This window comes from Hyphomonas sp. BRH_c22 (assembly GCF_000961795.1).
Lineage (GTDB): Bacteria > Pseudomonadota > Alphaproteobacteria > Caulobacterales > Hyphomonadaceae > Hyphomonas.
In genome coordinates this window covers 22611-34778 of sequence record NZ_LADU01000117.1, presented here as the reverse complement: position 1 = coordinate 34778, position 12168 = coordinate 22611, and the positions used below count along the sequence as shown (strand labels likewise).

Annotated in this window: 15 protein-coding genes; 8 read left to right on the top strand and 7 right to left on the bottom strand. The window is 64.1% G+C overall.

What is annotated here, in order from left to right:
- The 5 genes from VR74_RS16685 to VR74_RS16665 form a co-directional block, all read left to right on the top strand.
- On the top strand, positions 1-1278 hold a 1278-nt coding region (locus VR74_RS16685), incomplete at its 5' end, for a heavy metal translocating P-type ATPase (protein WP_045698670.1).
- Positions 1278-2612, top strand: coding sequence for an APC family permease (locus VR74_RS16680; RefSeq protein ID WP_045696685.1), 1335 nt, complete (start codon positions 1278-1280; stop codon positions 2610-2612). The genes VR74_RS16685 and VR74_RS16680, both read left to right, overlap by 1 nt.
- The gene (locus VR74_RS16675; RefSeq protein WP_045696687.1) at positions 2609-2884 is read left to right on the top strand and encodes a metal-sensitive transcriptional regulator; all 276 of its coding nucleotides are present in this window, start codon (positions 2609-2611) and stop codon (positions 2882-2884) included. The genes VR74_RS16680 and VR74_RS16675 overlap by 4 nt, the downstream gene beginning before the upstream one ends.
- A 73-nt stretch (positions 2885-2957) precedes the next feature.
- Positions 2958-3632 (top strand): DsbA family oxidoreductase, encoded by a 675-nt coding sequence (locus VR74_RS16670; RefSeq protein WP_045696689.1) that lies wholly within the window; start codon positions 2958-2960, stop codon positions 3630-3632.
- Positions 3633-4424 carry an enoyl-CoA hydratase/isomerase family protein gene (locus VR74_RS16665; protein WP_045696690.1) on the top strand — a complete coding sequence of 264 codons (792 nt, stop codon included), beginning with the start codon at positions 3633-3635 and terminating at the stop codon, positions 4422-4424.
- A 51-nt stretch (positions 4425-4475) separates the two neighbouring features.
- Here VR74_RS16665 and VR74_RS16660 read toward each other — a convergent pair whose 3' ends face one another.
- The 7 genes from VR74_RS16660 to VR74_RS16630 all read right to left on the bottom strand — a co-directional run bounded on the left by VR74_RS16660 (position 4476) and on the right by VR74_RS16630 (position 10691).
- Positions 4476-6314 (bottom strand): ABC transporter ATP-binding protein, encoded by a 1839-nt coding sequence (locus VR74_RS16660; RefSeq protein WP_299950193.1) that lies wholly within the window; start codon positions 6312-6314, stop codon positions 4476-4478.
- On the bottom strand, positions 6238-7362 hold the full coding sequence (locus VR74_RS16655) for an inositol monophosphatase family protein (protein ID WP_299950195.1): 1125 nt from the start codon (positions 7360-7362) through the stop codon (positions 6238-6240). Before VR74_RS16655 ends, VR74_RS16660 begins: the two co-directional genes overlap by 77 nt.
- Positions 7349-8695, bottom strand: coding sequence for a TldD/PmbA family protein (locus VR74_RS16650; protein ID WP_045696695.1), 1347 nt, complete (start codon positions 8693-8695; stop codon positions 7349-7351). The genes VR74_RS16655 and VR74_RS16650 overlap by 14 nt, the downstream gene beginning before the upstream one ends.
- Before the next feature lie 44 nt (positions 8696-8739).
- A complete protein-coding gene (locus tag VR74_RS16645; RefSeq protein WP_045696697.1) occupies positions 8740-9126 on the bottom strand; it encodes an MAPEG family protein in 387 nt (128 codons plus the stop codon).
- A gap of 76 nt (positions 9127-9202) precedes the next feature.
- Positions 9203-9478, bottom strand: a complete 276-nt coding sequence (locus VR74_RS16640; protein ID WP_045696699.1) for a hypothetical protein — start codon at positions 9476-9478, stop codon at positions 9203-9205.
- A gap of 126 nt (positions 9479-9604) precedes the next feature.
- Positions 9605-9913 carry a hypothetical protein gene (locus VR74_RS16635; protein ID WP_045696701.1) on the bottom strand — a complete coding sequence of 103 codons (309 nt, stop codon included), beginning with the start codon at positions 9911-9913 and terminating at the stop codon, positions 9605-9607.
- A 64-nt stretch (positions 9914-9977) separates the two neighbouring features.
- Positions 9978-10691, bottom strand: a complete 714-nt coding sequence (locus VR74_RS16630; protein WP_045696703.1) for a sulfur transferase domain-containing protein — start codon at positions 10689-10691, stop codon at positions 9978-9980.
- A 152-nt stretch (positions 10692-10843) separates the two neighbouring features.
- On the opposite strand from VR74_RS16630, the gene VR74_RS21230 reads away from it, so the two are divergent.
- Genes VR74_RS21230 through VR74_RS16615 form a run of 3 tightly spaced genes read left to right on the top strand, consistent with a single transcriptional unit; the run spans position 10844 to position 12132 of the window.
- Complete coding sequence (locus VR74_RS21230; RefSeq protein ID WP_299950197.1) at positions 10844-11215, top strand: DUF6249 domain-containing protein; 372 nt, start codon at positions 10844-10846, stop codon at positions 11213-11215.
- Complete coding sequence (locus VR74_RS16620) at positions 11196-11771, top strand: RNA polymerase sigma factor (protein WP_299950199.1); 576 nt, start codon at positions 11196-11198, stop codon at positions 11769-11771. Before VR74_RS21230 ends, VR74_RS16620 begins: the two co-directional genes overlap by 20 nt.
- Positions 11772-11784: 13 nt before the next feature.
- Complete coding sequence (locus VR74_RS16615; protein WP_045696705.1) at positions 11785-12132, top strand: hypothetical protein; 348 nt, start codon at positions 11785-11787, stop codon at positions 12130-12132.
- Positions 12133-12168 lie beyond the last annotated feature (36 nt).

Here is a 12168-nt window from a genome sequence, read left to right as displayed (position 1 = left end):
ACGGTGCTGGCGCAGATCGTGCGCATGGTGTCCGAGGCGCAGCGCTCGCGGGCGCCGATCCAGCGGCTGGCGGACGCGGTGGCGGCCTGGTTCGTGCCGGCCGTGGTGGCAACGGCTGTGCTGACATTCATCGTGTGGGCCGTGTTCGGGCCGGATCCGGCGCTGGTCTTTGCGCTGGTCAATGCCGTCGCCGTGCTGATCATTGCATGCCCGTGCGCACTGGGCCTTGCGACGCCGATGTCGATCATGGTGGGCACCGGCAAGGGCGCGCAGAGCGGCATATTGATCCGCAATGCCGAGGCGCTGGAGACATTGGAGAAAGTCGATACGGTGGTCGTCGACAAGACCGGCACGCTGACCGAAGGCAAGCCGAAACTGGTGACGGTTGAGCCCGCAGACGGCTGGGATGAAGCCGGATTGCTGGCACTGGTTGCCGCGGTTGAGGCGGCGAGCGAGCATCCCCTGGCGGCAGCGATTGTCCAGGGCGCGAAAGACCGCGGCATCAGCGTGAGCGCCGCGCAGGATTTCGAATCCGTCACGGGCGAAGGCGCGCAGGGCAGCGTTGATGGTAATTCGGTCGCCATCGGCAATGCGAAGATGATGCGGCGGACAGGCGGCTTTAATGAAGCGCGCGCCAAAGCGGCGGAGACCTACAGGAATGATGGCCAGACCGTGATGTTCGTTGCCGTGAACGGCAAGGCGGCCGGCCTGATCGGCGTCGCTGACCCGATCAAGGCGACGACAAAGGACGCCATTGCAGCGCTGCACAAGCAAGGCCTGAAAGTCGTGATGCTGACCGGCGACAGCGCGGCGACGGCCGGCGCCGTGGCCCGGCAAGTGGGCATCGACGACGTGCGTGCGGACGTTTCGCCGGAAGACAAGAACCGGATCATCAAGGAATTGCAGGCCGACGGCGCCGTCGTGGCGATGGCCGGCGACGGCATCAACGACGCCCCGGCGCTGGCGCAGGCCGACGTCGGCATCGCCATGGGCACCGGCACAGATGTGGCGATGGAAAGCGCCAGCGTCACGCTGGTGAAGGGCGACATGGCAGGCATCGCAAAAGCCATCACTCTCAGCCATGCAACGATGCGCAACATTCGCCAGAACCTGTTCTTCGCCTTCATCTACAATACGCTCGGCATCCCGCTGGCGGCGGGCGTCCTGTACCCTGTGTTCGGATTGCTGCTGAGCCCGATGATTGCGGCGGCGGCGATGAGCCTGTCATCGGTCTCGGTGATCGGAAACGCCCTGCGCCTGCGTGCACTGAAACTCTGATGGGCACCTCATACGAAAAGAACAGCCTGACGCTACCTGGAGCCGTCGCGATGGGAACAGGTGTGATGATCGGCGCGGGCATTTTCGCGCTGACCGGACAGGTTGCGGAACTGGCGGGAAGCCTGTTTCCTTTGGCCTTCCTGATGGCGGCCATCATCTGCGGTTTCAGCGCGTACTCATACATCAAGGTATCGAACAAGTATCCTTCGGCTGGCGGCATCGCGATGATTCTGAAGAAGGCCTATGGGCCGGGCACGGTGACCGGCGGGGCAGCGCTGCTGATGGCATTCTCGATGATCATCAATGAAAGCCTCGTGGCGCGCACATTCGGGACCTATACATTGCAGCTGTTCGGCATGGAGGGCGGCATCCTGGTGCCAGTTCTAGCGCTCGGGCTTATCGTCGGCGCATTCCTCGTGAACATTGCCGGCAATAGCATGATTGGTTCGGTATCCAAGGTGACCGCCGTGCTGAAGATCGGCGGCATCCTCGTCTTCGCCCTGCTGGCCCTGTGGGCTGCCGGGTTTGCCTTCCAGCCAGCCGAGGGCGGCATCGGCGATAAGACGTCAGCCGGCGGCTTCCTCGCGGGCATGGCGCTGGCCATTCTCGCCTATAAGGGCTTCACCACGATCACCAATGCCGGTGGCGAGGTGAAAGATCCGAAAAAGAACGTCGGCCGGGCGATCATGATCTCGCTGGCCGTCTGCACCGCAATTTACCTGCTCGTCTGCTATGCCGTCGGATCAACCCTTAGCATCGAAGAGATCGTCAAGGCGAAGGATTATGCACTGGCTGAGGCCGCGCGGCCGAGCATCGGCGAATATGGTGTCTGGTTCACGGTGGCGATTGCCATCGTTGCCACAGCGTCCGGCCTGCTGGCCAGCGTGTTTGCTGTCTCGCGCATGCTGGCCATGCTGGTGGAGATGGACCTGATACCGGAGCCGAAGCTCGGCCTGCCGGGTAACACGCAGACGCATACACTTGTGTACACAGTCGTTGCTGCCGGCTTACTGGCAGCACTGTTCGACCTGTCGCGCATCGCATCACTGGGAGCGATTTTCTATATCGTCATGGACATAATCATTCACTGGGGCGTCTATCGGCACCTGCGCCAGGATGTCGGGGCACGGGCACCCGTGCTGATCACTGCAATCATTCTGGACGCCGTGGCGCTGGGCGCGTTTCTGCTGATGAAGGCGCAGAGTGATCCGCTGATCGTTGTAATCGCGCTGGCAGGCATGGGCGTCATTTTCGCCTTCGAGCATTTCTACCTTTCAAAGACCCGTGGCGGCGACGATACTGCAGGCTCCCTGACGAAGGACACCGCTCCATGAAAACGCAAACCAGAGATGCCGCCGCCAAGCGGCTCGCCCGGATCGAAGGGCAGGTGCGAGGCGTCGCCAAGATGGTGGCCGACGACCGATATTGCATCGATATCGTCCGGCAGGTGCAGGCGATCAAGGCGGCACTCATAGGCCTCGAAGGTCTGATCCTCGACGACCATATTGCGACCTGCGTGGACCACGCGCTCAAGGACGATGACATGGATGCACGGCGCGAAAAAGTGGAGGAACTGGTGGCCGTTCTGGGCGGGCGAAAGAAATAAGTTCCGGCTTGCAGCCCGATTACATCTTGTTGCCCCGGTTGCGTGGCAGCGGCAGCACGCTTAGGCTGGGTGCATGACAGTTGTTGTGGAAATGGTTTCGGACCTGGTCTGCCCGTGGTGCTGGCTGGGTCTTCGCAGGATCGAGGCGGCGCGAAAGCTCGCTCCCGAGGTCGACGTGCAGCTCGTGTTCCGGCCGTTCGAGCTGGACCCGACGATCCCGGCGGCGGGTGTCGACTACAAGGAATACATGAAGGAGAAGTTCGGCGGTTCGGATGAGAGCCGTGAACGATCCGGCCAGATGCGCCAGGCCCTGATCGACTATGGCGCGGCCGAGGGCATTCCCTATCAGTTCGACAGGATCACCCGCCGGCCGAGCAGTTTCGATGCGCACCGAATCGTGCGCTGGGCGCAGGGCCAGGACAAGGGCGCGGCGGCCAAGGAAGCCCTGTTCAAGGCCTTCTTCGAGGATGGACGCGACATTGGCGACCATGAGGTCCTGGTCGATATCGCCCGCGAGATCGGGCTTGATGCGGAGATCGTGGCCGACCTGCTGAAGACCGATGCCGATGTGGCGAATGTGCGCGAGGAGGCCGAGGCCTTCCGCCAGATGGGCGTCAGCGGCGTGCCGACCTATATCGCCAATCGCGCGGTGGCCGTGCAGGGCGCGGAGAGCGCGGAGAAACTGGCAAAATTCCTTCAGCATGCAGCCGCGCAGCTGCCGCAGGAACGCAAGGCAGGCGACGCCTGAATGAGCGGCCTTGTCAGCGTCACGCGCGAAGGCCGGATTGCGACCGTGCGGTTCGATACGGGCAACCGCGCCAATGCGCTGAGCCAGGAATTGATGCGCCAGCTGACCGAGACGGCGCAGGGCTTCCATGACTGCCCGGAGATTTCCGCTGTCATCCTGACCGGCCGCGACGACCAGTTCTGCATGGGCGCCGACCTGAAAGACCCGGACGGCACGGCGGCGGCGAAAGCCTCGCTGAGCCAGCGGCGGGTGATGCTGCGCCGGGGGCCACGCATGTGCCAGGCATGGGAGGATGTCGATGCCCTGACGATCTGTGCGGTCGAAGGGTGGTGCGTGGGCGGGGGCGTGGCCCTGGCAACGGCCTGCGACCTGCGCGTGGCGGCGGACAATTCCACCTTCTACGTGCCCGAAGTCGAGCGCGGCATGAACATGAGCTGGGGATCCATCCCGCGCTTCGTCGCGCTGGTCGGCCCGGCGCGGACCAAGCGCATTGCGGCGCTGTGCGAGAAGATTCCTGCCCCGATGGCGCTGGACTGGGGTCTTGCCGACCATGTCGTTCCCGCAGGCACGGCCATGGCAAAGGCGCGCGAGATTGCCGAGGCGGCAGCCGCCCTGCCCCCGACGGCGCTGAAAAGCGTGAAGCAGGACGTGAATGTCGCCGCGCTGGCGCTGGCCCGTGCGACGGGGCATCGCGACCTCGAGGCCTTTGCCCTGCTGCAGCAATCTGATGATTTCAAGGAAGGCGTCAGCGCATTCCTGAAGGGCCGCAAGCCGGATTTCACCGGCGATTGAGGAGCCGGAGCACTCATCCTGAGCGAAGTCAAAGGATGCGCCTTCGATCCCTTAGCTGAGCTGCAGGTCCACCAACCTGCGATAGGCGCCGTTCTTGTCCATCAGGACCGCATGGGTGCCGTCCTCGACCGCGCGGCCATCTTCCATGACGATGATGCGGTCGGCGGCGCGCACGGTGGACAGGCGGTGGGCGATGATCAGCGTGGTGCGGCCAGTGGCGAATTTCGCGAGCGCGTCCTGCACCTTGGCCTCGCTTTCGGCGTCGAGGGCGGATGTGGCCTCGTCCAGCAGCAGGATCGGCGCGCCGCGCAGGATGGCGCGGGCAAGTGCAACGCGCTGGCGCTGGCCGCCTGACAGGTTGCGTCCCATTTCGCCCGCCGGGGCATCATAGGTGCCCGGCAGTGCACGGATGAATTCGTGAGCATTGGCCGCTTTTGCAGCTGCCTCGATTTCTTCATCGCTGGCACCAAGCCGGCCCAGCGCGATATTGGCGCGGATCGTGTCGTCGAATAGGGCCGCGTCCTGTGCGACGAGGCCCATGCTTGCGCGCAGGCTGGCCCCGCTGACATCACGCACATTCGTTCCGTCTACGGAGACTGTGCCGCCGGTAGGGTCGTAGAGCCGCAGGAGAAGGTTGAACACGGTGGACTTGCCAGCGCCGGACGGGCCGACCAGCGCAATCGTCTCACCCGGGGCAGCGGTGAAGGAGAGGCCCTTCAGGGCTTCCGTGCCATCGGGATAGGCAAAGCGCACATTGTCGAAGGCGATGGCGCCGGTGACTTTGGCCATGGGCCCGGCGCCGGGAGAGTCAGCGATCTCGGGTGCCGCGTCGGTGATCTCGAACACGCGGTCGGCCGCCGCGCCGCCTTCCTGCGCTACCGAGTTCAAGGTGCCGAGCGCGCGCAGTTCCGGCGCAGCGACGGCAATGGCGCCGATGATGCCGACGAAATTACCGAGCGACGTATCGCCCTGCGCGATGCGCCAGGCGGTCAGCGCAAGGATGCCGACAAGCGCGAGCCCGCCGGTGATCTCGAGGATCGGATCGACGGCGGCGCGGTCTGTCAGCACCTTGAGGAAGAGGCGCGAGCGTTCGCGGAAACCCTTCGCCGCGCGGGCCTTCTGGTAGTCTTCGAGGCCATAGGCCTTGACCACGCGGGCCGACTGGAAGGCCTCTCCCAAGAGGGAGGTGACTTCGCCGATCTGCTGCTGCGACTGGCGCGAGCGTCTACGCACGCGGTTGCCGAGGGCGAGCACGGGCGCGAAGGCGATAGGGTAGATCACCAGCAGGACAAGGGTCAGCTTCCAGTCCATCACGAGCATGGTGATGAACACGCCGATGACCGTCAGCACGCCCTTGGTGAGGTTGTTGGCGATGCGCAGGCCGGCATCGCGCAGGGCATTCACGTCATTGATGAAGCGCGAAACGAAGCCGCCGGAGGCTTCCGCCGCGATGCGTGCATAGTCGCCATCCGTCAGGGAACCGAACTGGTCCTGCTGGATATCGACGATCGCCCGCTGCACGCCGGTATTGTTGAAGATGGTCATGCCATAGAGGGCGAGCGAGCGGACAATGGCCGCGACGCCGATGATCGCGATCAGCCACCAGAGGCTGGTGGGAACGGTGGCCTTGTCAGGCCCGGCAAGCGCTTCGAGCCCCTCGACCACGAGTTTCAGGAGATAACCGTAGGAGGCCGCCGCAATCGAGGTCAGCGCGGCGCACAGCGTGCCTGCCGCGAACCACCGCCAGTGCGCGGCGAACCGCTCCCTGCCAAGACGCGTCAGGGCGCCGGAACGGCGCACCGGTTTGGCGCGGTCAGACGTTATGGTGTTCCCCCGTCTCCGGGTCGAGCAGCCGGTGGGCATGGAGGATGAAATAGCGCGTTTCGGCATGATCGACCGTACGGTGGGCAGCAGCCTTCCACGCGTCATAGGCTTCCTTGTAGCTGGCAAACGCGCCAACGAAATCCATTTTCGAGAGGTCTTCGAATTCGACTTCCCGCACGTCTTTCAGTTCACCGCCGAACACGATGTGAAGCAGCTGTTTTCCGGCCTTTGGGGCATCACCCATTTTGACTGGCTCCGTTTTGACTGTTGCTGCGGCCGGGGCCGCCTTGTCCTGTGGGTCAGGTATATCCACAAATCCTGACCGGCGCACTAACAGAGGATGCAGGCGTTTTCCAGACGCGATGATGCTGCGCTGTGCAGGAATGGTGCGATTGAAGTGCAGCGGCTCGCCCCGGTGTGTCGTCGCCACGCCGCCCGCTTCATGGACCAGAATGGTCCCTGCCGCGAGGTCCCAGTCCGACTTATGGCTGAGCACGAGGGTCGCGTCCCACGCGCCCGAGGCGACAAAGGCCATGCGCAGGAGGGTGGAATTGGGCCGGGGGCGCGGCACGGTGAGGGCGGGCCACGGCTCGGGCCAGCCCTTGTGATTGAGCATTTCCTCGGCCGCGATCAGGCGGCATCCGGCTTCCGTTCCGCATTCCGACACACGGATCAGGTTGCCGTTGAGATAAGCGCCGCCGCCGATACGCGCCTCGTAGAGCTGGCCGAGCGCCGGAGCGTATAGCACACCCGCAACCGCCTGGCCGGCCTCGACGATTGCCAGGCCGACACACCAGTTCGGGTCGCCGCGCATGAAGGCGCGCGTGCCGTCAATCGGGTCGACAACCCAGCAGCGGTCCTTCTGGCGTGCGGCGGGATCATCCAGCGTCTCTTCCGACAGCCAGCCATATTCAGGCCGCGAAGCCGACAGGCGCAGATCGCAGAGCTGGTTGACGGCCATGTCGGCCTCGGTGACCGGGCTGCCGCCCGTCTTTTCCCAGGCGCGGGCCGACTGGCCTTCCAGAATGTAGGACAGCGCCAGCTGCCCAGCCTCTATGGCAAGGCTGCGCAGGGTCACCAGGTCTTCGACCAGCGTGCGTTCAGCTGCCGGCAAGGCTCATGTCCTCGACAAGGATGCTGGGCGCATCGCGCGTGCCGCGGAATTCGAGGTCGGAGGCGGGGATCAGGCGCGCGAAGATGGCTGGCAGGTCACCTGCAATCGTCACTTCCGATACGGGATAGGCAATCTCGCCATTTTCGAACCAGAACCCGGCGACGCCGACGGAATAGTCGCCCGTATTCGGATTGATCGACGGGCCGAACATGTCGGTGACGAGCAGGCCCTCTCCGGCCTGTGCCATCAGTTCGGCAGGCGTTTTCTCACCCGCCTGCAGATAGAGGTTCGACGTGGTGACGCCGGGCGGATCGCCAAATCCGAGGGCGGCAAAGCCATTGGGCTTAAGGCCCAGCTGGCGCGCAGACGCACCATTCAGAAGCCATTCGGTGAGACGGCCATCCTCGATCAGGTAGGTTTCCTTGACGGGCAGGCCTTCGCCATCATGGCAGCGCGAGCCCATGCCCATGGGCCGGAACGGATTGTCGATCACGTTGACGCCCTTCGCAAAGACCTGTGTGTCCATCCGGTCCTTCAGGAAGCTGACACCGCGCGCGATGGACGGGCCGGAAATCGCGCTCATCAGCGCGCCGATCAGGCCGCCGGACACGCGCCGGTCATACAGGACCGCCGCTTTCCGGGTTTCCAGCTTGCGGGCACCGAGACGCGCAATCGTGCGCTCGCCCGCCGTGCGGCCGATGGTTTCGGCGCTGGGGCGGTCAATCGTGCGGCGGACGGACCAGCTTTCATAATCGCGCTCCATGGCGCCGTCTTTTTCGGCAACCGAGGCGAGGCCGAGGCTGGTGCTCGTGCCGGTCTTGTAAGCGGAAAAGCCGTTAGACGCGGCGACCCAGCGCGAGGAACGGTTCCACGAGGCGCCGCAGCCCGCCACTGTCTTGATACCCTTCACGGCCAGGGCCGCAGCCTCGGCGGCCAGCGATTCCTGCTCCAGCGTCTCGGCCGAAATCTCCGGCTCGCCGGTCAGGTCCATGTCGAGCTGACCTGTGGCCAGTTCGCTGGCGTCCGGGAGGCCGCAATATTCGTCTTCCGGCACGGCGCGGGCCATGGCGGCGCAGCGCGTGGCGAGGGCGTGGAGGCCTTCGGTCGAGAGATCGGAGCCGGAGACATGCGCCTGGCGCTTGCCGAACAGGCAGCGCAGGGCCACGTTCGTGCTCTCTTCGCGCTCGATGCTTTCCATCCTGCCGTCGCGGACAGAGACGCTGACGCCCTCTGCCGCGCCGATACGGGCATCCGCAGCGTCGGCGCCTGCCTTCAGGCACTGGTCGATGAGACCGGCGAGCAATTCAGCCGGTGGAGTCTTGAATTCAGCCATACCGGCTAAATGGACCGCCCCGCCGGGCCGTGCAACTGCTCAAATCAGGCAAGCCCGTGATAAATCAGCATGCCTGCGATCCCGACAAGGGGGATCCATGTCAGCAGCATGCCGGCCGCGCGGGCCGGCAGGATCGTCCGCGACAGCCCGATGGCGTGCAGAATGCGGCCAAACGTGAACGTGGCGCCCAGAATGTGGATCCACAGCGCCGGGATGCCCATATAGGCCGCCGTCACAAGGCCGACCATCATGGCCGGGATATATTCGGACGCATTGCCATGCGTGCGGGTGCGCAGTTCCAGTTCGGCATTGCCGCCATGTCCGATCGAAATCTGGGCCGATCGGCGCACGAAGACGACACGCGACGACAGGTAGATCAGCAGCAATATGTTGATGCCGATATAGACGGCAGCAGCTTCCAGGGGTGGCATGTTTCAGTCCTTCCAGAAAAAATGCCGCCGGTGATTCCCGGCGGCATTACATGATTTCCTCGGTTTCATCGGCCGGTCAGTCGTCGCGGCGCGCGTCCGGCAGGCGGTCATTGATATCGTCGCGAATGTCCATCAGCGTAACGATCAGGCCGCAGACAAGGCTGGCAGCAATCCAGCCGGCCGCGGTGAAGATGGCGAAGTCCGCCACCTGGGCCAGTCCGCCGGCCAGGCCGAGCATCTCGTTGCTGAATTCGCCCTTGTTGTAGAGGCCGAGCGCGATGCCCCCGACAATGATCGCAATATATGCCACGTAGACCATGATACGGAAACTGTTGATGATTAAGAACTTCATGGGTGTCCCCTTCCTGTTTCGAAGCCGAATTTAGGCGGATAAAAGCGCGCCGTCACGCGATTACACGTATGAAACGAAACTCGCTTGCGGGCCGGTGCGAATTTGCACCAGTCCGGCCGCGTCCCCTTACTCCTTTGGCGGCGACAGTTTGCAGGTGAACATGTCGCTCACGACGCTGGCAAACTGCATCTGCTCTTCACCGGTCAGCGAGGTAACGAAGGCTTCGACATCGCGCTTTTCGCGCCCGATCGACTGGGCCGTGCGCTTGAACAGGTCAGGATCGAGCTTGGCCTCCATTGCATCGGCGATGCACGAACAGGTTTCGGCGCTTTCGCCATCGGCCGTGCAGGCGGCCACAAGGGCCTTGTGATCGCTGTTGCCGCTACAGGATCCAAGCGTGGTCAGCGCCGCGATTGAAAGGATTATGTGGCGCATTCCGGCATCTCCATGATCAGCTCAGGTGCCAAGGCAATCATGAATCTGGTGACAGGGAAAGCGCCTATTCCCGCCCGATAATCTTGTCGAACTGCACTTTGCTGCCGAACGATTCGAGAAATTCGGCCTTCACGGCGGCGCGGTCATAGTCTTCGGCGACCCAGTCGAGGAAGGGTTTCCAGTCCGTACGCGCCCGGCCCGCATTGAACCGCGCATAGGCGTCGAAAAACCAGTCCAGCATGCCGGTCTTGCCATGCTTGATGTGCAGGTACTTGAACGAAAGCTGCTCTCGCGCCTCCTCGAACGGCACCTTTTCGTGCAGCAGCTTGTACAGGACAGCCATCAGGCCCGCCCGGTCAGCCCCCGACTTGCAGTGCATCAGCGCCGGATATGCAATTCGCTCGAACAGGTCGCGCGCAGCGAAGATGGCTTCCCGCGTGGGCGTGTCCCGGGAAAAGACCTGGAAATCGACCAGTGCGATGCCCGCCGCCTCGCAGGCCTCCTTTTCCAGCAGGTAATAGCCCTTGGTACTGGTCCCGCGCAGGTTGATGATGGTGCGGATGCCCCGTTCCTTCGCGTGGGCCGCGATCTGGCGCGGCGAGGGCTGGTTCGCGCGCCACATGCCGGGCGCGATCTGGTGCAGATTGCTGAACCGGGCCCGCAGGAAGCCGTGGTCGCCCCATACAAGCTCCCGCCGCGCCCGTTTGCGCCCGGACCGCGTGGCGAGATCAGCCGCCACATGCGGGCGCTTTTTGGCTTTGGGGGTCAGTTTCACCATGTCGCCACCGCGATTACAGGCGTGCTCCGGCCCCTGCAAGCAATCGCGGCAGGAAGTTTTTTCACCCGGCTGCATCCAAATGCCTGCCTCGCGGCATCTACCCCTTGAAGCCGGGCAAAATGATCCGGTGAAACTGTAAGAAAGACATCATCATGGAAGACGTCCTCGTCCCAATCGTCCTGTTTTCTGTCGTACCGGTCTGCATCTGGCTGGTCAGCTATTTCAACTATCGCAAGCGCCTGACGGCCCATGAAACCGTGCGCCACGCCATCGATGCCGGCCAGACCGTCTCGCCGGAACTGATCGAGAAAATGTCCCTGCTGGTCGATCCGGTCCGTGCCGACCTGCGCCGCGGCGTGCTGTTCATCGCATTCGGCGCCGCTTTTGGCGTGCTCGGCATGATGGTCAACTTTGAGGACGGCGATGCCCTGCTGCCCATGCTCGGCGTGGCCGCATTTCCGGTTTTCCTCGGACTGGCGTATCTTGGCCTCTGGGCATTCGGTCATGGCCGCAAACCGGCCTGATCTCTGGATCGTCGCTGCGGGAGGCACCGACATGCGCACCGACCCTGACCTGGCAGCCGATGCCGCTCGCGGCAGCGAGAGCGCCTTTGCCGAACTCGTGCGGCGCCACCAGGCCAGGGTGCGGGGCATGGCCCGGCGCCTGACGGGCACGGCCAGCGACGGGGACGATATTGCCCAGGCGACCTTCCTCACCGCCTGGCAGAAAATCGGCACTTATGCGGGGGGCACGTTCGCGGCCTGGATCTGCACGATCTGCTACCGCGAATTCCTGCAGGTGCGCCGCCGCCAGAGAGTGGAGATCGAATTTGACGAGACAGCCGAGATCATTCCCTTCGACCGGTCCGCTGCGGACACGGGCGACAAGATGGACCTGTCGCGCGCCCTCGCCAGGCTGCCCGAGGCCCAGCGCATCTGTGTCACCCTGTGTGTCGCCGCCAGCCTGAGCCACCGGGAGGCCGCCGAAGCGACCGGATGGCCGCTCGGTACGATAAAATCCCATGTGACGCGCGGCGTGGCCGCCCTTCGCAAAGACCTTGCCGCCACCCAAGTGGCGTGATGGAGTAGACACCATGCGAGACCAAGACACTTACGCCGACCTGACCGCCCTGTTCGCTGCTGAAGACCGCGAGCATGAGGCCCGGCCCTTCGTGGACAGGGTGATGGGCCGCATCCGGGCGCAGGCCCGCCTGCGCAAGCTGCTGCTGGGTGCAACCGGTCTGGGCGGCGCGCTTCTGGCGGCATCCCAGTTGCCGAAACTGCTGGCCGATTCTGTCGGGCTTGATGCCTCGCTGACGACATCGATCCTTCAGGCGCAGGAAAACATCAGTGCGCTGGCCAGCGCCAATCCGCTCTGGCTGGGCATCGGTGCCATCGTCATGCTCAGCCTCGCCGCCGTCGCGGCAACCGAGCGGGCCTGAAACGGGGGCTCGCCTGCGGCCGATCTGAGCGCTCAG

What these genes read in the sequence shown, in the direction of transcription:
- VR74_RS16680 (WP_045696685.1), top strand. Translation starts at nt 1,278, where the DNA reads ATGGGCACCTCATACGAAAAGAACAGCCTGACGCTACCTGGAGCCGTC.
- VR74_RS16675 (WP_045696687.1), top strand. Translation starts at nt 2,609, where the DNA reads ATGAAAACGCAAACCAGAGATGCCGCCGCCAAGCGGCTCGCCCGGATC.
- VR74_RS16670 (WP_045696689.1), top strand. Translation starts at nt 2,958, where the DNA reads ATGACAGTTGTTGTGGAAATGGTTTCGGACCTGGTCTGCCCGTGGTGC.
- VR74_RS16665 (WP_045696690.1), top strand. Translation starts at nt 3,633, where the DNA reads ATGAGCGGCCTTGTCAGCGTCACGCGCGAAGGCCGGATTGCGACCGTG.
- VR74_RS16660 (WP_299950193.1), bottom strand. Translation starts at nt 6,314, where the DNA reads ATGCCGAAACGCGCTATTTCATCCTCCATGCCCACCGGCTGCTCGACC.
- VR74_RS16650 (WP_045696695.1), bottom strand. Translation starts at nt 8,695, where the DNA reads ATGGCTGAATTCAAGACTCCACCGGCTGAATTGCTCGCCGGTCTCATC.
- VR74_RS16645 (WP_045696697.1), bottom strand. Translation starts at nt 9,126, where the DNA reads ATGCCACCCCTGGAAGCTGCTGCCGTCTATATCGGCATCAACATATTG.
- VR74_RS16640 (WP_045696699.1), bottom strand. Translation starts at nt 9,478, where the DNA reads ATGAAGTTCTTAATCATCAACAGTTTCCGTATCATGGTCTACGTGGCA.
- VR74_RS16635 (WP_045696701.1), bottom strand. Translation starts at nt 9,913, where the DNA reads ATGCGCCACATAATCCTTTCAATCGCGGCGCTGACCACGCTTGGATCC.
- VR74_RS16630 (WP_045696703.1), bottom strand. Translation starts at nt 10,691, where the DNA reads ATGGTGAAACTGACCCCCAAAGCCAAAAAGCGCCCGCATGTGGCGGCT.
- VR74_RS21230 (WP_299950197.1), top strand. Translation starts at nt 10,844, where the DNA reads ATGGAAGACGTCCTCGTCCCAATCGTCCTGTTTTCTGTCGTACCGGTC.
- VR74_RS16620 (WP_299950199.1), top strand. Translation starts at nt 11,196, where the DNA reads ATGGCCGCAAACCGGCCTGATCTCTGGATCGTCGCTGCGGGAGGCACC.
- VR74_RS16615 (WP_045696705.1), top strand. Translation starts at nt 11,785, where the DNA reads ATGCGAGACCAAGACACTTACGCCGACCTGACCGCCCTGTTCGCTGCT.